This window comes from Plantactinospora sp. BB1, from assembly GCF_003030385.1.
Classification (GTDB): domain Bacteria; phylum Actinomycetota; class Actinomycetes; order Mycobacteriales; family Micromonosporaceae; genus Plantactinospora.
Map to the genome: position 1 here is coordinate 286,903 of NZ_CP028159.1, position 19,683 is coordinate 306,585.

16 protein-coding genes and 1 pseudogene are annotated in these 19,683 nt (G+C 73.5%); 9 read left to right on the forward strand and 8 right to left on the reverse strand.

Annotated features, from left to right (window positions below):
* Window positions 1-75 precede the first annotated feature (75 nt).
* Genes C6W10_RS01190 through C6W10_RS39415 form a run of 3 tightly spaced genes read left to right on the forward strand, consistent with a single transcriptional unit; the run spans window position 76 to window position 5,250 of the window.
* Window positions 76-1,953, forward strand: a complete 1,878-nt coding sequence (locus tag C6W10_RS01190) for an ABC transporter ATP-binding protein (protein ID WP_107255948.1) — start codon at window positions 76-78, stop codon at window positions 1,951-1,953.
* Window positions 1,950-3,743: an ABC transporter ATP-binding protein gene (locus tag C6W10_RS01195; protein WP_107255949.1), complete on the forward strand. Its 1,794-nt coding sequence runs from the start codon at window positions 1,950-1,952 to the stop codon at window positions 3,741-3,743. The genes C6W10_RS01190 and C6W10_RS01195 overlap by 4 nt, the downstream gene beginning before the upstream one ends.
* A gap of 10 nt (window positions 3,744-3,753) precedes the next feature.
* Window positions 3,754-5,250 (forward strand): carbamoyltransferase C-terminal domain-containing protein, encoded by a 1,497-nt coding sequence (locus C6W10_RS39415; RefSeq protein ID WP_107255950.1) that lies wholly within the window; start codon window positions 3,754-3,756, stop codon window positions 5,248-5,250.
* A 66-nt stretch (window positions 5,251-5,316) separates the two neighbouring features.
* Here the strand turns inward: C6W10_RS39415 and C6W10_RS01205 are convergent, their stop codons facing one another.
* Complete coding sequence (locus tag C6W10_RS01205; protein ID WP_159104405.1) at window positions 5,317-5,949, reverse strand: TetR/AcrR family transcriptional regulator; 633 nt, start codon at window positions 5,947-5,949, stop codon at window positions 5,317-5,319.
* Between the two features lie 130 nt (window positions 5,950-6,079).
* On the opposite strand from C6W10_RS01205, the gene C6W10_RS01210 reads away from it, so the two are divergent.
* Window positions 6,080-7,198: an aldo/keto reductase gene (locus C6W10_RS01210; protein ID WP_199853829.1), complete on the forward strand. Its 1,119-nt coding sequence runs from the start codon at window positions 6,080-6,082 to the stop codon at window positions 7,196-7,198.
* Window positions 7,199-7,327: 129 nt separating this feature from the next.
* Here C6W10_RS01210 and C6W10_RS01215 read toward each other — a convergent pair whose 3' ends face one another.
* From C6W10_RS01215 to C6W10_RS37085, 3 genes are all read right to left on the reverse strand, one after another.
* Entirely contained in the window at window positions 7,328-7,927 is a 600-nt protein-coding gene (locus tag C6W10_RS01215) for a response regulator transcription factor (protein WP_107255952.1), read from the reverse strand.
* 147 nt (window positions 7,928-8,074) lie between these two features.
* Window positions 8,075-8,704 (reverse strand): response regulator, encoded by a 630-nt coding sequence (locus tag C6W10_RS01220; RefSeq protein WP_369937634.1) that lies wholly within the window; start codon window positions 8,702-8,704, stop codon window positions 8,075-8,077.
* A 214-nt stretch (window positions 8,705-8,918) separates the two neighbouring features.
* Window positions 8,919-9,770 carry a hypothetical protein gene (locus tag C6W10_RS37085; protein WP_159104406.1) on the reverse strand — a complete coding sequence of 284 codons (852 nt, stop codon included), beginning with the start codon at window positions 9,768-9,770 and terminating at the stop codon, window positions 8,919-8,921.
* 927 nt (window positions 9,771-10,697) lie between these two features.
* On the opposite strand from C6W10_RS37085, the gene C6W10_RS01230 reads away from it, so the two are divergent.
* Window positions 10,698-11,897, forward strand: a complete 1,200-nt coding sequence (locus C6W10_RS01230) for a PLP-dependent aminotransferase family protein (RefSeq protein WP_107255954.1) — start codon at window positions 10,698-10,700, stop codon at window positions 11,895-11,897.
* A 28-nt stretch (window positions 11,898-11,925) separates the two neighbouring features.
* Here C6W10_RS01230 and C6W10_RS01235 read toward each other — a convergent pair whose 3' ends face one another.
* Together C6W10_RS01235 and C6W10_RS01240 are read right to left on the reverse strand one after the other, a co-directional pair.
* Window positions 11,926-13,506: an asparagine synthetase B gene (locus tag C6W10_RS01235; protein WP_107255955.1), complete on the reverse strand. Its 1,581-nt coding sequence runs from the start codon at window positions 13,504-13,506 to the stop codon at window positions 11,926-11,928.
* Between the two features lie 5 nt (window positions 13,507-13,511).
* Window positions 13,512-14,507 carry a hypothetical protein gene (locus C6W10_RS01240; protein WP_107255956.1) on the reverse strand — a complete coding sequence of 332 codons (996 nt, stop codon included), beginning with the start codon at window positions 14,505-14,507 and terminating at the stop codon, window positions 13,512-13,514.
* A gap of 253 nt (window positions 14,508-14,760) precedes the next feature.
* Between C6W10_RS01240 and C6W10_RS01245 the strand changes: the two genes are divergently transcribed.
* From C6W10_RS01245 to C6W10_RS01260, 4 genes are all read left to right on the forward strand, one after another.
* Window positions 14,761-16,023 carry an ABC transporter substrate-binding protein gene (locus C6W10_RS01245; protein WP_159104407.1) on the forward strand — a complete coding sequence of 421 codons (1,263 nt, stop codon included), beginning with the start codon at window positions 14,761-14,763 and terminating at the stop codon, window positions 16,021-16,023.
* A 40-nt stretch (window positions 16,024-16,063) separates the two neighbouring features.
* Complete coding sequence (locus C6W10_RS01250) at window positions 16,064-17,041, forward strand: carbohydrate ABC transporter permease (protein ID WP_107255958.1); 978 nt, start codon at window positions 16,064-16,066, stop codon at window positions 17,039-17,041.
* Window positions 17,038-17,940, forward strand: coding sequence for a carbohydrate ABC transporter permease (locus C6W10_RS01255; RefSeq protein ID WP_107255959.1), 903 nt, complete (start codon window positions 17,038-17,040; stop codon window positions 17,938-17,940). The genes C6W10_RS01250 and C6W10_RS01255 overlap by 4 nt, the downstream gene beginning before the upstream one ends.
* 64 nt (window positions 17,941-18,004) lie before the next feature.
* Window positions 18,005-18,409, forward strand: coding sequence for a hypothetical protein (locus C6W10_RS01260; protein ID WP_107255960.1), 405 nt, complete (start codon window positions 18,005-18,007; stop codon window positions 18,407-18,409).
* A gap of 170 nt (window positions 18,410-18,579) precedes the next feature.
* On the opposite strand, the gene C6W10_RS01265 is transcribed toward C6W10_RS01260, so the two are convergent.
* Both C6W10_RS01265 and C6W10_RS01270 read right to left on the reverse strand, forming a co-directional pair.
* Window positions 18,580-18,849: a hypothetical protein gene (locus C6W10_RS01265; RefSeq protein ID WP_107255961.1), complete on the reverse strand. Its 270-nt coding sequence runs from the start codon at window positions 18,847-18,849 to the stop codon at window positions 18,580-18,582.
* 187 nt (window positions 18,850-19,036) lie between these two features.
* Window positions 19,037-19,624, reverse strand: a pseudogene (locus tag C6W10_RS01270) (GGDEF domain-containing protein); the annotation flags it as partial.
* Window positions 19,625-19,683 lie beyond the last annotated feature (59 nt).

Here is a 19,683-nt window from a genome sequence, read left to right on the forward strand (position 1 = left end):
AGGTCAGCATCGGGGCCCTGGGTGGGCAGACGTCCCCGCCCAGGGCAACCCCGTGTCGACGGAAGGGTGGTACGCGTGGCCGCCGACGGGAACCGGCCGGTCCAGGCCGACGGGAACCGGCTCCTCCGGCAGGCGATCGCGTACGGCGGCGGTTGGACCGTCGCCCTCGCGGCCGCCGCGCTGCTCGGCGCGGTGGCCGAACTGCTGTTACCGGCCGCGCTCGGGCTGGCCGTGGACGCCGCGCTCGGCGGGGCGGACCGGTGGTGGCCACTCGCCGCCTGCGGTCTGGTGGTGCTGATCGTCGCCACCGACACGCTGAGCAACCTGGCCGCCGGTGCCGGCACCGCCCGCACCACCGCCCGGCTGCGGCACCGGCTGCTCGGGCACCTGCTCGCCCTCGATCCGCGCCGCGCCACCCGCTATCCGGTGGGCGACCTGGTCGGCCGGCTGGTCGGACAGGCCGCCGACTCCGGCCAGGCCGGGAGCACGGTGGTATTCGGAGTGGCCGCCGCGCTCCCCCCGCTGGGCAGCGTCGTCGCGCTGCTGCTGCTCGACTGGCGCCTCGCCGTCACGTTCGGCGCCGGGCTGCTGCTGCTCGCCGCCGGACTGCGCGCCTTCGTCACCGACGCCTCGGCCGCCGCCGCCGGCTATCTCGGGGTACAGGGTCGGATCGCCGGGCGGCTCGCCGAGGCGCTGCACGGCTCCCGCACCATCGCTGCCGCCGGCACCGTCCGCGCCGAGATCGACCGGGTACTGGAGCCGCTGCCGCAGCTGCGCGCCCACGGTATCCGCACCTGGACCACGCTGGCCCGGGCCTCCGGCCGGACGGCGGCGCTGGCCCCGCTGCTGCAACTGGCGATCGTCGCGGTCGGCGGCTGGTCGGTGGCGCAGGGGCGACTCACCCCGGGTCAGCTCTTCGCCGCCGTGCAGTACGCCGCGCTCGGCGCCGGGCTGGGCAGCATCGTCGCCACGCTCAACCGGCTGGTCCGGACCCGGGCCGGGGCGCAGCGGGTCGCCGCCGTACTGGCCGAACCGCCGAGGTCGTACGGGACGGCGCCGCTGCCCGACGGTACCGGCCGACTGGTCCTCACCGGGGTGACCGTGTACGCCGACGACGGCCGGCCGGTGCTGGACGGAATCGACCTGCGGGTACCGCCCGGCGCGACCGTCGCCGTGGTCGGCCCCTCCGGAGCGGGCAAGTCGACCCTGGCCGCGGTCGCCGGCCGGCTGCGGGACCCCGACGCCGGTGAGGTACTCCTCGACGGGGTACCGCTGCGCCGGTTCAGCCGCTCCGCGCTGCGGCAGGCGGTCGGATACGGCTTCGAACGGCCGGTGCTGGTCGGCGAGACGATCGCGGAGGCGGTCACGCTCGGCTCCGCCGCCGGCTCCGAGGCGCGGCTCGGCGCGGTGGCCCGGGCGGCCGCGATCGACGAGTTCGTCGAGCGGCTGCCGGACGGCTACCAGAGCCGGCTCGACGCGACCCCGATGTCCGGCGGCGAGGCGCAGCGACTCGGGCTGGCCCGGGCCCTGCACGCGCAGCGGCTGCTGATCCTCGACGACGCCACCTCCAGCCTGGACACCGCCACCGAGCACCGGATCGCGGCGGCGGTCGCCGCGCACCCGGATCGGCGTACCCGGTTGGTCGTGACCCACCGGGTGGCCACCGCCGCCGCCGCGGAGCTGGTCGCCTGGTTGGACGGCGGCCGGCTGCGCGGCGTCGGCCCGCACCGTCGGCTGTGGCGGGATCCGGCCTACCGGGGCGTCTTCGCCGCCTCCGCGCCACCCCGGGCGGAGCCGGCGAAGCCGCCGGTCGAGGCGGCGGAGCCATCGATCGGGCCCGCAGTGCCATCGGTCGAGCCGGCAGTGCCACCGGCCGAGGCGGCAGTGCCATCGGTCGAGGCGGCGGAGCCGCCGGTCGAGGCGGCGAAACCATCGGCCGAGGCGGTGCGATGAGCGGGGTCACCCGGTTCACCGCCACCGCGCTGCGCCGCCGGGCCCGCCCGCTCGGCCGGCTCGCCGGGTGGTCGGCCGCCGAGGCGCTGCCGACGCTGCTCGCCGGCTACCTGACCGCCCGGGCCGTCGACGACGGATTCCTGGCCGGCCGGCCGGAGACCGGGCTGGCCTGGCTGGGCGTACTGGCCGTGGCGGTGGTGATCGGCGCGGTCGGCACCAACCGGGCGTACGCCTGCCTCGGCGACGTCGTCGAGCCGTTCCGCGACGAGCTGGCCGGCCGGGTGGTCACCGGGGCGCTGCACCGGTCGACCGCCGCCGGAGCCCGGCCGGAGACCTCGGCGGTGGCCCGGCTGACCCATCAGGTGGAGATCGTCCGGGACACCTTCGCCGGACTGGTGATGGTGGTCCGGGGCTTTCTCTTCACCGCCGGGGCGGCCCTGCTCGGGCTCTTCTCGCTGACTCCGGTGGTGGCGGGGGTGGTCGCGGTACCGCTGGTCGCCGGGTTGGTGCTCTTCGCCGCCGCGCTGCCGGCGATGGTCGCCCGGCAGCGCGACTACGTCACCGCCGACGAGCGGCTCGGCGAGGCGGCCGGCGCGGCCTTCGCCGGGCACCGGGACGTGGTGGCCTGCGGCGCGCAGGAGATCGTCGCAAACCGGGTGGGCCGGCAGGTGGACCGGCAGGCCCGGGCCGAACACGCGCTGGCCCGGATGGCGGCGCTGCGCAGCCTCAGTCTCGCGGTCGGCGGCTGGCTGCCGCTGGCGGTACTGCTGCTGGCCGCCCCCTGGCTGGTCCGGCGTGGGCTCACCGCCGGTGCGGTACTCGGCGCCCTGGTGTACGTCGCCACCGGTCTCCAACCCGCGCTGCACGCGCTGGTGCAGGGCGTGGCCGGCGGCGGACTCCGGTTCGCGGTGACGCTGGACCGGATCCTCGCCGCCACCACGCTCGGATCCGACACCGACACACCCCTGAACGGTCTCGCCACTGTCGGTGCGGTCGACGCCGTGCCGCCCCGCACCGGTGCCGCCGCCGGTATTGCGTACCGGGCCGGGTCGGCCTGGGCGGAGCTGCGCGAGGTCACCTTTCGGTACGGCCCACGGGCCCGCCCGGTCCTCGACGGCTTCGACCTCACCCTCGGCGAGGGGGCGTACCTGGCGGTGGTGGGGCCGAGCGGGGCCGGCAAGTCCACCCTGGCCGGGTTGCTCGCCGGACTGCTCCGGCCGCAGGCCGGTACGGTGCTGCTCGGCGGGACCCCGATCGGTGCCGCCGATCCGGCGACGCTGGCCCGGCACCGGGTGATGATCCCGCAGGAGGCGTACGTCTTCGCCGGTACGCTGCTGGAGAACCTGCGCTACCTCTGCCCCGGCGCGGGGCAGGACCGGGTGGACGCGGCGGTGCACCGACTGGGCCTGCTGCCGCTGGTACGCCGACTCGGCGGGTTGACCGCCACGGTGGACCCGACGGCGCTCTCCGCCGGGGAACGGCAACTCGTCGCGGCGGTCCGCGCGTACCTCTCCCCCGCGCCGCTGGCGATCCTGGACGAGGCGACCTGTCATCTCGACCCGGTGGCCGAGGCGACGGTCGAGGAGGTCTTCGGCACCCGCCCGGGCGCGTTGGTGGTGGTGGCACACCGGATCAGTTCGGCGTTGCGGGCCCGGCAGGTGCTGATCCTCGACGGCGGCCGTCCGCTGTGCGGCCGGCACGACGAACTGCTGGCCCGTTCGGCGACCTATCGGGAACTGGTCGGGCACTGGCAGGGCGATCCCGTTTCCAGCGAGGTACCCGCTATATAGAGTTGTCTCGATGGCAGCCATTCGGGCACTCGGGCCTACCCAGGTACTCGGTCTCAGCGCGCTGTCGCACGACGCGTCGGCCTGTGTGGTCCGGGGTGCCGAGATCCTCTTCGCCGGCCACGCCGAACGGTACTCGCGCCGGAAGAACGATCCCGACCTCGCCCCGGGGCTGCTCGCCGAGGCGCTCTCCTTCGGCCGCCCCGACCTGATCGCCTGGTACGAGCACCCGCTGCGCAAGAAGCTGCGGCACGTACGGGCCGGGCAGTTCCGGCACGCCGTGGACGTCGAGGACCTGCCCCGCCGTTACCTGGCCCGGCTCGACCTGCCCGAACTGCGCGGCGTGCCGATCCGGTACGTCGGGCACCACCGCTCGCACGCCGCCGCCGGGCACTTCACCAGCGGCGAGCGGCACACCGCGGTGCTCACCGCCGACGCGATCGGCGAGTTCGAGACGTTCACCCTCGGCGAGTTCCGCGACGGCGTCTACCGGGTCTTCGCCCGTTGCCGCTATCCGCACAGCCTCGGGCTGCTCTACAGCGCCTTCACCCGGCGCTGCGGGTTCAAGCCGAACGAGGAGGAGTTCATCGTGATGGGGCTGGCCGCGCTCGGTCGCCCCCGGTACGTCGGGCAGCTCAAGACGGACCTGATCGAACTGACCCCGCCCACCTTCCGGCTGCGTCGCAACGTGCACCGGGGCATCGGCGACTGGCAGCCCCGGGCCGATCCGGCGGACCTGGCGGCGAGCATCCAGGCGGTGACCGAGGAGGTGCTGCTCGGGGCGGCGCGCTGGCTGCGTAGCCGGGTCGACGCGGCGACGCTGACCGTGATGGGCGGGCTGGGGCTCAACTGTGTCGCCAACGAACTGCTCGCCCGGCGCAGCGGTTTCGACCGGGTGACCCTGCTGCCGAACCCCGGGGACGCCGGGTCGAGCCTCGGCGCGGCGGCGGCGGTCCTCGGCCACCAGCTCGACTGGACCGGGCCGTACCTGGGGACCCTGATCGAGGGTGACTACCCGGTCGCGGCCCTGGCCGGGGCGCTGGCCACCCGAGGGGTGGTCGGGGTGGCACGCGGCCGGGCCGAGTTCGGTCCCCGGGCGCTGGGCAACCGCTCCCTGCTGGCCGACCCGCGCGGGCCGGACAGCCGGGACCGGGTCAACCGGGTGAAGGGGCGGGAACCGTTCCGCCCGTTCGCCCCGGTGGTCCGGCAGGAGGTCGCGGAGCGGTACTTCGACATGCCGGTCGACGCGTCGCCGTACATGCAGTTCACCGCCAGGTGTCGCGATCCCCGGGCCTTCCCCGGCATCGTGCACGTGGACGGGACGTCCCGGGTGCAGACGGTGACCCGGCGGCAGCATCCGGGCCTCTACGACCTGCTCGGCGAGTACGAGCGGCGGACCGGCTGCCCGATCCTGCTCAACACCAGCCTGAACCTCAAGGGTGAACCGCTGGTCAACGACCTGGCGGACGCCCGCCGGTTCAGCAGCCGGACGGGTGTGCCCGTGCTCTGAGCCGCCCCGGCGGATCGGCGGTGTCGCGGATCAGTCCGGTGTCGCGGATCAGTCCGGCGGCGCTGATCAGTCCGGCGTCGAGGGTCGCCGGTAGACACCGTGCCACCAGATCAACGCGAGTTCGCGGGCGAACGCGTCGTCGCCGCTGCTGTCCCCGCCGGAGCTGGCGATGTGGTCGATGATGGCGCTCTCGCCGCCCACCACGACGACCCGGGTGGCGGCGTCCACGTCGAGGTCGGCCGGGGCACGCCCCGCCCGTTGGTCCTCGGCGAGGAGCCGGACGGTGTTGTCGGAGAACCGCGCCACGCCGGTACGCCAGAAGTGGCGTACCGCCGGGTCGTAGGCGGCGACCTCGTTGACGGCGTTGATCACGGCGGCGTACCGGCGGTGTATCCCGAGTAGTTGTCGGAAGGCGTCGACCAGGGCCTCGACGCCGCTCTCCGGTCGCCAGGCGCTCGCGATGTCGAAGTTGGCGGTCTGCATCGTCCCGGCCAGTCGCATGAGCAGTTCCGACTTGTCCCGGAAGTGGGTGTAGAAGGTCGAGCGGGCCACCCCGGCCGCCTCGGCGATCCGCTGTACCCCGAGCTCGGTGAAGCTCGTCCCCTCCGCCAACAGCCGCTCGGTCGCGGCGAGGACCTGGGCCTCGACCGTGGCGCGCCGGTCGGGGTCGGGCGCGCGGCGCCGGGTGATCGATGGCATGTGGGAAATCTTAGGTCGGCCCGCCGAGGCGGCGGCGAGGCGGCGGCGGGTCGCCGAGGAGCTGGTCAGGACCGGTGTACGGCGTCGGCGGAGCGACCCGGGAGGGCGCGCTAGCATTGCCTCGGACACTGTGTCCGACGCAGTGTCCGGGACGGCTTCGGTGACCGGGCAGGAGTGGCCCAGCGCCGCGATCGAGCACGACACAAAGGGGCAGACCGTGAAATACCGCCTACTAGGGCGTACCGGAGTATGGGTCTCGGAGATCTCGCTCGGGGCGATGACCTTCGGTGGGGAGAACCACCCGATCTACCGCCAGCTGGGCGCCCTGGGCCGGGAGGACGTCGACCGGATCGTCGGCACCGCCCTCGACGCCGGGATCAACTTCATCGACACGGCCGACGTCTACAGCGACGGCGAGTCCGAGGAGCTGCTCGGCCAGGTACTCGGGCAGCGGCGCCGGGACGTCGTACTCGCCACCAAGGTGCACGCGCCGACGGGGACCGGCCCCAACGACAACGGCCAGTCCCGGCTGCACGTCATGCGGGCGCTGGAGGACAGCCTGCGCCGGCTGCGGACCGACCACATCGACCTGTACCAGATCCACAACTTCGACCACCTGACCCCGTTCGAGGAGACGCTGCGCGCCCTCGACGACGCCGTACGCCAGGGCAAGGTCCGCTACATCGGCTGTGCCAACCTGGCCGCCTGGCAGGTCAGCCGGGCGCTCGGCATCTCCGCCCGGCACGACTGGGCCGGGTTCGTCTCCGTCCAGGCGCACTACTCGCTGGTCGGCCGGGACGCCGAACGGGACCTGCTGCCGATGGCCGAGGCGGAGGGCGTCGGGCTGACGGTCTGGAGCCCGCTGGCCGGCGGCTTCCTCGCCGGCAAGACCGACCGGACCGGAACGGTCGCCGAGAACGGCTCCCGGCAGGCGCATCCGGAGTACTCCCAGTTTCCGCTGATCGACCCGGCACGCGGGCACGGGGTGCTCGACGTACTCCGGGCGGTCGCCGCCCGGCACCAGGTCAGCCCGGCCCGGGTCGCGCTCGCCTGGCTGCTGGCCCGCCCGGCGGTCACCAGCGTCATCGTCGGCGCCCGCCGGCTCGACCAACTGACCGACAACATCGCCGCGACCGAGCTGGCCCTCAGCCCGCAGGACCTCGCCGACCTCGACGAGGTGAGCAGCCTGCCGCCGGCCTATCCGAACTGGATCCAGCAGGCCTTCGCCGGCGCCCGCACGCCCCGGTAGGGCCGACCGGCGTCCCCCGGTAGGGCCGACCGGCGCCCGGGACACGACGGCGGGCGGGACGGCGACCGTCCCGCCCGCCACCGGCCTGCGATCTGCGGTCCCTCCCGGTGCCGCACCGGACGGCACGGTTCAGATCCAGCCCCTCTCCCGGGCGATCCGGATCGCCTCGATCCGGGTACGCGCACCGGTCTTGCCGGCGATCCGCGACAGATGGTTACGCACGGTACCGGCGGATAGGGACAGCTTGCTGGCGATCTCCACCACCGGCCACCCCTCGGCGGCGATCTCCAGCACCTCCACCTCCCGTTCGGTGAGCGGGTTGTCCCGGGCCAGCGCCGCGACCACCAGATCGGCGTCCACCACGGACCCCCCGCAGGCGAGCCGACGTACCGCCTCGATCACCCGCTCCGGGCCGACGTCGCTGCCGAGGAACCCGAGGCGCTGGCACTGGGCACGTAACGCGTCCCCGAGCACCCTCGGTCGACGCGGGTCCACCAGTACCAGTACCGGAGGCGGTTCGGACGGTGCGGCCCCGTTGGAGAGGGCCCCCGCCCCGAAGAGCTTGACGTCCGCGATGGCCACGTCGGGACGCTGCATCCGCAGCGCCGTGCCGATGTCCTCGGCTCGGTCGACCTCCGCGACGACCTCGATGTCGTCCTGAGTGGTCAGCACGAAGGCCAGGGCGCCACGGATGAGAGCGCCGTTCAGCGCGAGCAGCGTTCGTATCACGTTCCCCCCTGCTACTTGTCATCGCTAGATCACCCCGCGTGAACATTCAAACACGAGCACGCCGAGTGCGCCCGTTGGAGCGACCGGGGCCGCCGACGCGTTCCTCGCCGTCGGCCCCGGCCCAGGACGTGCCGGTGACGGGGCCGGTCAGATCCAACCCGCCCGCTGGGCCTGCCGGACCGCCTCCAGCCGGTTCCGCGTCCCGGTCTTGCGCAGGATCACCGAGAGGTGGTTACGCACCGTGCCGTGCGCCAGGTAGAGCCGACGGGCGATCTCCTTCAGCGGCAGGCCCTCGGCGACCACCCGCAACACCTCCAGCTCACGGCTGGTGAGCGGGCTCTCCGGCGGGTTCAGCGCGGCTACGGCGGCGACCGGGTCGAAGACCCGCTCGCCGAACGCCACCGCCCTGACCAACCGGGCCAGCTCCGCCGGGGGCAGGTTCTTGTCGACGAAGCCCCGGGCGCCGGCCCGGATCGCCCGTTGCAGCGCCTCCGGGGTCAACTGGGTACTCAACGCCAGTACCGCACTGCCCGGCGCCTCCACACCGAGCTGCGCCACCACGTCGAGCATGTCGGCACCCGGCAGCTCCATGTCGACCACGACGACGTCCGGCCGGCGCCGACGGGCGACCGCCACCAACTCGCCCGGCTCGTGGAGGTCCGCCACCACGTCCAGGTCCTCCTCACTCGACAACACCGCCCGCAACGCCCCCCGCAACAAACCCATCTCCTCAACGATCACAATCCGGATCACGAGGTCACTCCGATCTCGGTACACGACTCAGCGACAACCTCGACGTCCGAGCGGGTCACCACCCGACCGGAGCCGATCACGAGCACGATTGAGTACGGCGCCGTCGGTCGGGCCCGCCACCTCGACGGGTACGGCGGTGCCCGGTGCACCGACGGAGGCTTCCACCGGGTGCCCGCAGGAACGGGCCGGCCACGGCGGAGACGGAGGAAGCGACCGGAAGTACGGCCGCCGGGGCGGATCAGCCAGGCAGCGCTGGTACGCCCGGCGACCGGCCGGTGGGACTGGCACCTCCGCCGGGCAGAACCGACGGAGATCGTGTGGTCGGCTGCCAGCCGGGCGTGGCCGGCAGTGCGGCGGCCTGTCCGCCACTGGACTGCGTGGGCCCGGCCTGCTGGGTGCCGGCACCGCTGTCGACGGGTGGATGGGGCGTGGACGGCAACCCGGGATTGGTGTCCCGGGCGACGGCACGCGGAACCGACGGACGGCTCGCGCCCGCCGCGCTGCCGGCACCCGGATCGAGCGGCTGCCGCAGCGGCGGGGAGAACGTGGGCGGTTCGAGGGGAACCGGGACCGGGGCGGCCGGCTGGGCCTGTGCCGGCGCGGAGACCGGTGGCCACGGCACGGCGGGCGCCGGAGCCGGCTGCGCCGGTTGGTCCGCCAGGAGCCGGGGCGACGGTGCGTCGAGGCGGCCGCCGTGCGGTACGTCACGGACGACGGGCACGCTGCCCACGATCTGCGGTACCGTGCCGAGCAGCTCGGGCCACCGTTCGGCCGTTGCCGGGACGCCCGCCACCACCTCGGGCAGCGCCTCCAGCACCAGCGGCACCCCGGCCACCACGTCCGGAACCGCTCCGGCCAGCACGGGCACCCCGGCCGCCAGCTTCGGCACCACGGCGGTGAGCGCAGGTATCCCGGCCGCCAGGTCGGGAACCACGGCGGTCACCGCAGGCACCCCGGCCGCCAGGTCGGGAACCACGGGCAGCCCGGCCGTCAACTCCGGAACCACGGCGGTCACCACGGGCAGCGCGGCCGTCAGGTCCGGGACCACCTCGGTCACCACGGGCAGTGCGGGCGGCGTCTCGGGGAGCACCGTCCGAAGCGGAGTGCCGAGGACGGTGGCCGGTTGGACGGTCTCGGCCGTGGCCCGGTCCGGCCGGATCGGGGCGCTCCCGTCCCGCGATCGGGACGTGGGGGCCGATCCTCCGGCGCCCGGCGCCGGTTCGCCGCGCTCCGGGTCGGGCGCGGAACCGTCGTGTGTGGACCGGCCGGCGGAGTGCTCCCGCTGCGGCCGCGACGCGGGTCCATCCCGCTCGGCCCCGGTGGCCGGCCGGGCCCGCTCCCGACGGGACCCCTCGGGCCGGGCCCGCTCCGAACGGGACCGCTCGGGCCGGGTCCGCTCCGGACGGGCGGACTCCGGACGGGACCGCTCCGAACGGGTGGATTCCGGACGGGTCCGGGTCGGGCCGGAAGTGGGGCGATCGGTCTCGGGTGTCGCTTTTCGAGGCAACTGAACGTGATCGTCGAGCAGTCCCGGCAATCCCGGCGCGACCGTCTCGACGAGCGAGCCGAGCGGTCGCGGTGCGGTCGCCGACGCGTCGCGGTCGCTGGCGAGCGCCGGCCCGTCGAGCATGCCGAGAAGGACGTACCCGGCCAGCGCACCGCCGCCGAGCAGGGCGACTCGGGTCAGCAGTCGGACGGTACGCCTACCGGGGCCCGGCCTGCCCGGACCCGGCACGCGCCGGACTGCTGAGACCAGGGCCATGTCGCGAAAGCGCTCCTCGAGTCGGCGGACAGGAACGAAAGCGTAACGCAGTGTCTATCACGATGCACCCGACGGGCCACGCCGGCTCGCGGGCGCGGCGAGGAGTATTGGTTCACTCACGCCGTACCCGGCGGTACGGCCGGGACGGAGCACAAGGGGCGGTCGAGACGGTGCACGGTGTACCGCCGAGTCAGCCAGCTTCGGTCGCGATCCGTCCGGCCGACCAGCGAGCCCGGGCTGTCCTATGGTGAGTGGATGACGGCACCGCGCCCGCCCGCACTGCCCATCGTGCAGTTCCGGAGCCGGGCCGGGAGCGTCGACCTCGGTTGGGGACATCCGCACCCGGCGGCGCTGCCGGTGGACGCCTGGGCCGAGGCGACCCGTTCGGCGCTGCGCCGCTACGGCGCGGCCGCGCTCACCTACGGCCACTCGGCCGGCCCTGGGCCGCTGATCGAGTGGCTCTGCGAACGGCTGGCCGAGGTGGACTCGGTGGCACCGGAACCCGAGCAGGTCTTCGTCACCGCTGGCGCGTCCCACGCGCTCGACCTGGTCGCCTCGGTGCTCTGTCGGCCCGGCGACGTCGTACTGGTCGACTCCCCCACCTACCACCTGGCGCTGCGGGTCGTCGCCGACCACCGGGTCGACATCGTGCCCGCCCCCGCCGACGAGGAGGGGATCGATCCCGCCGCCACCGCCGACCTGATCCGGGCGCTCACCCGGCAGGGCCGGCGGGTGGCGATGATCTACCTGGTGCCGACCTTCAACAACCCGACCGGTCGGTGCCTGCCGGCGGAGCGCCGTACCGCCCTGGTGGCGGTGGCCGCCCGCACCGGCGTACCGGTGGTGGAGGACGACACCTATCGGGAACTCGCCTATCCGCCGCCGGCACCGGCCTCGCTGTTCAGCGGTGCCGAGCCGGGGACGGTGGTCCGGATCGGGTCGTTCGCCAAGAGCGTCGCCCCGGGGCTGCGGCTCGGCTGGCTCACCGGGGCCGCATCCCTGGTCGCGGCAGTGACCGCACGGGGCTACGTGGACAGTGGCGGCGGGGTCAACCACGCCAGCGCGCTGGCCCTGGCCGAGTTCGCGGCGTCCGGCGCGTACCGGCGGCACGTGGCGGCGATCCGGATCCGGTACCGCCGGCACCGCGACGCGCTGGTGGCGGCCGTACGCGCCGAGCTGCCGCAGGCCGAGTTCACCGTACCCGGGGGCGGCTGGTTCCTCTGGCTGCGGCTGCCGCACCCGCACGGCGGTACCGAACTGCTGCCGTACGCGGAGGCCGCCGGGGTCTCGTACCTGCCCGGCCGGCAGTTCTTCGTGACCGACACCGGGCACCGCCACCTGCGGCTGTCGTACTCGATGTGTGATCCGGAGACGCTGGCCGAGGGGGTACGCCGGCTCGCCGTGGCCTACCGGGAGGCCGGACTGTCGAGCCGGCCCACCCCGCTGCCGGGCTGAACCGAGGGCGGCACCTCCCGATGGCGGTTCAGTTCTGTCGGCCGGAGCCGGTGAGCCGGCGCCACGCCGGGCCGACCTTCCATCTCGCCATCCCGGCCAGGTCGCGGGCGTGTTCGAAGACGTCCGGCCGGGCGGCGCCCCGCTCGACCGCGCGGTCGAGGTCGTGGCCGCAGCGCACCAGTACGGTGTCGAAGTCCCGGCGTACCGGTTCCAGCAGTTCGTAGCCGAACGCCCGGTACTGGCGGGCGAAGAGCGCGCGGTAGGGCCGTACCCCCTCGTGCAGCCCCGACCCGTACGCCATCGGCTCCCTCGGCCGGTCCCGGACGTACTGCGGCAACAGGTCGGCGTAGGCGTGCCGGAGCAGCCACTGTCGCCGGCCGTCCCGCAGTTTCAGCTCGGCCGGCAGCCGCATCGCCAACTCGACCAGGGAAAGGTCGAGGAAGGGCAGCCGGGCCTCCACCGCGTGTCCGAGGCTGGTCCGGTCCACCCGCTGCAACCCGGTCCGGCAGAGGTTGCGGAGCCGGTGTCGGAAGAGCCGGCCGGCCGCTTCCGGACCGACCCGGCCGGAGCCCGGATGCCCGCCGAAGAGGTCGTCGGCGCCGTCTCCGCTGAGTACCACCCGGACGCCGAGGTCCCGGACCCGCCGGAAGAGCGGGACCGAGACGACCGCGTCGATCAGGTCGGCGTACTCGGTGAGTTCGGAGATCCGGATGGCCGCCCGGATGTCGTCGAGCCGGACGTCCCGGGGCTGTATCTCGATCACCTCGTGGTGCACACCGAGGTCGGCGGCGAGCCGGCGGGCGGTCCGCACGTCCGGGCTCTCCGGTGTGCCGACGGTGAACGCCACGCAGTCGTGGTGGAACTCCCGGACGTGCAGCAGGGTGAGGGTGCTGGCCAGCCCGCCGGAGAGCAGTACTCCGACGGTGAGATCGGTGTCGACCCGGACCCGGACGCTGTCCCGGACGGCCTCGCGGAGCAGTGCCGCCGCCTCCCCGGTGTCCCGGACCGGTGGCTGCCCGGCGCCGGACCGGGCCAGGTCCAGGTAGGGCACCAGATCGGGCCCGCTGCCGGCGTCGGCCCAGCCGTGCTGGCCGGGTGGCAGCTCCGAGATCGGCGCGCCGATCGGCACCAGCGCCTTGACCTCGGAGGCGACGTGCAACCGGCGCAGGTGCCGGGACCAGTAGAGCGGTCGCACTCCGAGCGGGTCGCGGGCCAGGTAGAGCCGTCCGGTGGCGGTGTCGGCGAGCGCGAGGGCGAACTCGCCGCGCAGCCGGGTGACCGCCTCCGGTCCCCAGGCCAGGAACGCCTCCAGGACGACTTCGGTGTCGCTCTCGGTGCGCGGCGCCCGGCCGAGCCGGCGCAGTTCGGCGGCGAGTTCCCGGTGGTTGTAGACCTCGCCGTTGTAGCAGAGCAGCCACCGGCCGTCGGCGGAACTCCAGGGTTGCACCGCCCGCTCCCGGTCGACGATCCGCAGCCGCTGGACGCCGGCCAGCAGGTCGGGGCCGAGCCTGGTCTCGGCCAGGTCGCCGCGTGGGGTGAGTTCGGCCATCATCCGGTGGAAGGTGCGGCGGTCGGCGCCGGGACCGAGCAGAAGGACGATGCCGGACATGCCGCTCAACCTCCCAGTGCGGTCAGGAAGTCCCGGCGCAGCCGGTTGGCCGCGCGCGGGCTGACACAGACGTGCCAGGTCTGACCCTCGTCGATCACGTTGACGTCGCCCCAGCCCTGCCGCTCGCGCAGCAGGGCGGCGACCATCCCGGGCGCGTCGAGGCGGCGCAGCCAGGACATTTCAAGATCCATCGCGTACCCGAGGCAGTGCCCGCTGGGCAGCATGGCCGCGTACCCGAGGGCCCGGAGCCGGTGTTGGTGTTCCAGGCTGCGGGCGAGGCTGGTCACCCGGAGCGGCGGGGTGGGGCCGGGACGGCGCCGGCGGAGGTCGACGGCGAGCTGGTTGAGCAGGGCCACCACCTCGGGCCGGGTCCGGGTGGTCCGTGGTCCGGTGCCGGTCGCCGGTACGGCGGCGCGGCCGGCCGGCGGTGTCCCGGGTGGCCGGACCTGGCGCCGGAGCGCCCGGGCCGCCCGGCCGAGCAGGTGCCCGGCCGGTCGCCGGTAGCGGAACCGGAGCAGGTCGGTGCGGCGCAGCGTGTCGAGGTCGACCAGTTCCGCGCAGCGGTGCAGGTCGGCGTCGGTCGAGAAGCCGGGCAGGTGTCCCCACCACATGGCGTCGATCCGGGAGAGCAGGTAGATCCGGATCAGCCCGGCGAGGTCGCGGGCGGCGCTGCGGTTGTTCGGCCGGTAGTCCCGGATCTCCCGGACGAGCCGGTGCGCGGCGTCGGCGGCGCCGCCGGGCAGTGTCCCGAGTACGGCGGCGAAGTCGGGGCCGGTGATCCGGTCCGTCAGGGTCCGCTCCAGTCTGGGCAGCTCGTCGCGGCCGGTGTGGCCGGCCACCTCGGCGAGCAGCTCCGCGACCGCCGCCCGGTAGCCGACCAGTTCGGAGAGGGACGCTCCGCTGGCCGGGCGCAGGGTACGGCCGGCGGTCCCGCGCGACTGCTGCTGCCCGCTCGGCCGGATCGGTGATCCGATCTCCCCGGCGACCTCTTGGCTGGGCATGTCCGGCCTCTCCCAGGTTTCGGCGTGACCCCGAAAAATACTGCCGGTTTTGACCGTAACACCCGTTAAACCGGAAAAATGCATCTTGCTCCGGCTGCTCGACGCCAGCACTCCGATGTTTGGAACGTTTTACCGCTGCATTGACGGGCGTAGATCAATCTCCTAACCTTCCTCACAAGCTTTTCGTACTCGCACCCTCGCCCCGTCCGATGCCGTCTCCGGCGCGCTGGTCCCGGGAGGTTTCACGCCCATGATGAAACGTTTCAGAAGCGTGGTGGCGACTGGCGCCGCGCTCGTCTGCCTCGGCGCACTGCTCGCCGGCTGTGGCGGCGGCGACTCCGAGTCCGGCTCGGCCACCCTCCGGTACTCCTGGTGGGGCAATGCCGAACGCGCCGAGCTGATGAAGCAGGCGATCGCGCTCTTCGAGTCGAAGAACCCGGGCGTCAAGGTCACACCGAGCTTCCAGGAGTACGAGGCGTACTGGCAGAAGATGGCCACCGAGACGGCCGGCGGCAACGCACCGGACGTACTCCAGATGGACTTCTCCTACCTGCGCGAGTACGCCGACCGGGGTGTGCTCTACGACCTGGGGAAGCAGACCGGCGACAACCTCGTACTGACCGACCTGCTCCCCGGCTTCCAGGGCGCGGGCGAGGTCGACGGCGCCCTGTACGGCGTACCGGTGGGCGGAAACACCTGGAGCCTGTACTACAACCCGGCGATCTTCGCCAAGGCCGGCGTACCGGAACCGGCCGCCGGCTGGACCTGGCAGGACTACCGCAGCGGCATGGCGAAGATCACCGAAGCGACCGACAGCTACGGCGGCGGCAACTACACCGGCATCATCTACAACCTCGAAGCGCGGCTGCGCCAGCAGGGCGGACAGCTCTTCACCCCGGACGGCAAGCTCGGCTTCACCAGGGAGCAGCTCAGCGCGTTCTGGACCGAGGGCCAGGAACTGATCAGGGCCAAGGTGGTGCTGCCGGTCGACAAGGCGGTGCAGATCAAGCCCCGCTCCGGCTTCGTCGACGACCTGATCGCCTCCGAACTCGGCTGGGACAACTTCCTCGTCCGGTACGCGGCCGAGGTCAAGACCCCGTTGAAGCTGGCCCCGGTGCCGACCGACAACCCGGGACAGCTCGGCCAGTACCTGAAACCGGCGATGCTGCTCAGCGCCTCCAGCCGGACGAAACACCCGGAGGCGGCGGCAAAGCTGATCTCGTTCCTGATCAACGACCCCGAGGTCGGCCGGATCTTCGGCGGCAACCGCGGCCTGCCGGCGACCAACGCCCAGCGCGCCGCCGCCCAGCTCCAGGGCCCGCTGGCCGAGGTCGCCGCCTTCGAGAAGAGCATCGCCGAGCAGTTGTCCAAGGCTCCCCCGGCACCGCCGAAGGGTGCCGGCGGGGTCGAGGCGGCCTTCATCCGGATCAGCGAGGAACTCCACTACGGCCGGATCACGGTCCCCCGGGCGGTGGACGAGTTCTTCGCCGAGGCGGAGCAGAAGCTCGGTTCCTGAAGCGGTGGCAGCGCCGGCCCGGAGGGAGCGCCAGCAGCGCATGACGACCAGCCAGACAGCCGTACGCCGGGACGAGCCGGCCGGTCCGGCGCCGCGCCCCCGCCGGGCCGGCGCCGGACCGGGACGACGGGGGCGACGGCCGGGTGACGGACCGGCCGGCTATCTGTTCCTGTCCCCGTGGATCCTCGGCATGCTGCTGTTGACCGTCGGGCCGATGGCCGCCTCGCTCTACCTCTCGTTCACCGACTACAACCTCTTCACCGCCCCGGAGTGGGTCGGGCTGGAGAACTACCGGCGGATGTTCGACGACTCGCGCTGGCTCCAGTCCGTCCGGGTCACCGGCGCGTACGTGCTGGTCGCCGTACCGGTCAAGCTGGCCGCCGCGCTCGCGGTGGCGCTGCTGCTGCACCAGCGCCGCCGGGGCGAGGGCTTCTACCGGGCGGCGTTCTACGGGCCGTCGCTGATCGGGGCCAGCGTCAGCGTGGCGATCGTCTGGCGGGCACTGTTCAGCGACGACGCGGTGGTCGACCGGCTGCTCCGCGCCGTCGGCATCGACATCGGCGGCTGGGTCGGCAATCCCGACCTCTCGCTGCTGATGCTGGTGTTGCTCGCCGTCTGGCAGTTCGGCGCGCCGATGGTGATCTTCCTGGCCGGGCTGAAGCAGGTGCCGACCGAACTCTACGAGGCCGCCCAGGTCGACGGGGCCGGCCGCTGGCGCCGCTTCCGGTCGGTGACGCTGCCGATGATCTCGCCGGTGCTCTTCTTCAACCTGCTGTTGGAGACCATCAACTCCTTCCAGATCTTCACCTCGGCGTACGTCATCGGCGGCCGGAACGGCAGCCCGGCCGGCTCGACCCTCTTCTACACCGTCTACCTCTACGACCGCGGCTTCGCCGACTTCCAGATGGGCTACGCCTCGGCGCTGGCCTGGATGCTGCTGCTCGGCGTGGGCCTGGTGACCGCGTTCCTGTTCCGGACCGCCCGGGGCTGGGTGCACTACGCCGGAGACCAGCGATGACCACCACCGAGGTACCCCGGACCGGAACGCCGCCTCCGGCGGTGGCCGGACGCCCCGCCGCACCGCGCCGCCGCTGGGGCAGCCTGGCCTGGCACCTCGGGGCGCTGGCGATCCTGGCCGTGCTCCTCTACCCGGTCGGCTGGCTGGTGGCCGCCTCGTTCAAGCCGTCCCAGTCCATCCTCGGCAGCCTGGAACTGCTGCCGACCGAACCGACGGCGGCGAACTACCGGCGGGCCGCCGACGGGCTCGCCGGGATCGGCGTACTGCGCTTCTTCGGCAACTCCGCCCTGCTGGCCGGGCTCTCGGTGGTCGGCACGGTCGTCTCGTCGGCGCTCGCCGGCTACGCCTTCGCCCGGTTGCGCTTCCGGGGCCGGGCCACGATGTTCGCGCTGATGATCTCGACGCTGCTGCTACCGTTCCACGTCCTGATCATCCCGCAGTACGCGGTCTTCCAGCGGCTCGGCCTGGTCGACACCTACCTGCCGCTGCTGGTCGGCAAGTTCCTGGCCGGTGAGGCGTTCTTCGTCTTCCTGATGGTGCAGTTCATGCGGACCATCCCCGCCGAGCTGGACGAGTCGGCCCGGATCGACGGCGCCGGCCACTGGGCCACGTTCTGGCACATCGTGCTGCCGCTGTCCCGCCCCGCCCTGGTCACCACGGCCATCTTCACCTTCATCTGGAGCTGGAACGACTTCTTCGGCCCGCTGATCTATCTCAGCACCCCGGAGAAGTACCCACTGCCGCTGGCGTTGCAGCTCTACATCGACCAGACCACCATCTCCGACTACGGGGCGCTGATGGCGATGTCGATGCTGGCCCTGGTGCCGGTCATCCTCTTCTTCCTCTTCTTCCAGCGGTTCCTGGTGCAGGGCGTCGCCACCTCCGGGCTGAAGGGGTGACCGACCGCACCGGCTGAGTAGGGGTACTCGGGTCCGGGCCCGGTCGATGGTGGAGAGTCGGGGCATGACCGAACGGCAGCCGGCCCAGGCCCGGCACACCCCGCTCTGGACCGTCGGACTCGCCGGCCTCACCGCGCTGGCGTACTGGGCGTTCCTCGGCTGGGACCAGCAGAAGGAGACGGATCCGGTGACCGGGACGCAGACCGGGCCGTACTCCGCCTGGCAGGTGGTCGGGCTCGGGGTGGTCCTCGCCGTACTGGTCTTCGAGGCGGGGCGCCGGGGCCGGCCCTGGCTGGCCGGCGTGGTCGTGCCGGCCGTACTCACCGTGGCGTTCTCGGTCGACGCCGCGACCGATCCGGACGCCGACGGGCTCTGGGTGATCGGTGCGGTGCTCGTGGCGCTCGGCTCGGCACTCGGCACCGGACTGGTCGCCGCGCTCGGCGCCTACGCGGGCCGACGCCGCCGCTGAACTCGTACCGCCGGGGCCGGATCGTCAGGCGTGGGCGGAGAGGGGACGTTCGGTGGGATCGTCGATGGGTGGGCCGCTGTCGTTTGGCGCGATCCGCGCCGGGGCGGGCGGCACCGCGCCGCCCGCACGGCGGTGGGCCCGGCTGACCGGGCCCTGGTCCGCCCGGATCCCTAGCGCCGACCGGCGGGTTCGCCGTCGAGCAACGGGTCCGGCTCCTGCCGCCGGATCATGTACTGCGCGGTGAGGGTGTCCACCCCGGTGCCCCGGGCACTGTTCGGCCGGTACGTGACCGTCGCGGCCAGCGCCGAGGCCGCTTCGACCACTCCGGCCCGCCAGGTGCCGGACCGGTAGACCCAGACCGGGTCGGTCGGCCGGTAACTGGCGGTGGAGTCGATCTCCGCCGGGTTCCGTCGGTGCGGATCCACGTTGGGTACTGGCATCTTGTCACTGCCCTCCTGACTCGGCACCGGGTGTCGTCTCGATCAGTTCACGGGGCACGGCCGGCGTGCCGGTGGTCTCGCCGGTACTGCTCGACCGGGCGAGCTGCGCCTGGCTCTGCACGTACCCCCCGAGCGGGCCGACGCAACCGGCCGCGTCGACATCGCCCGGGGCGAGCCGGGCCCGCCGGGTCTTCACCCGGTACATCGCGGCGTCGGCGAGGTCGAGCACCTCGGCCAACTGCGCGCAGCCGTGCACCGGGGCCAGTCCGATCGACGCGGTGACCCGCAGGTCGCGCTCGGCCACCTGGATCGGCGCGGAGAGAAGTTCCGCGAGCCGTCGCGCGGACTGGTGCAGCCAACGGCCGTCGGCACGGGTCCCGGCGAGCAGCCCGGCGAACTCGTCGCCGCCGAGCCGGGCCACCAGGTTGTTGCCCGCGTACGCGGCGAACCGCCAGGCGACCGCGACCAGCACCTGGTCCCCGGCGGCGTGCCCGAACCGGTCGTTGATCTGCTTGAAGTCGTCGAGGTCCAGGACCACCGCGACCAGCGGCGGCCGGCCGGGATCGGCGACCAGTGCGGCGCCGATCTGATAGAAGGCCCGCCGGTTGAGCAGCCCGGTCAGCGGGTCGTGGGTGGCCGCGTGCCGTTCCGACTGCAACTCCTCGCGGAGCCGGACCACCTCCGCCTGGGCTAACCGCACCTGGCCGCGCATCCGCCAGGCCGCGCCGAGGCCCGCTACCGCGGCGGCGCCGGCCGCGAGGGTGAAGGGATCCACGGTGTCGTGTCCCTTCAGGAGACCCGGCGTGGGGCGCGGTCGTGGGCCGGACCCGGACC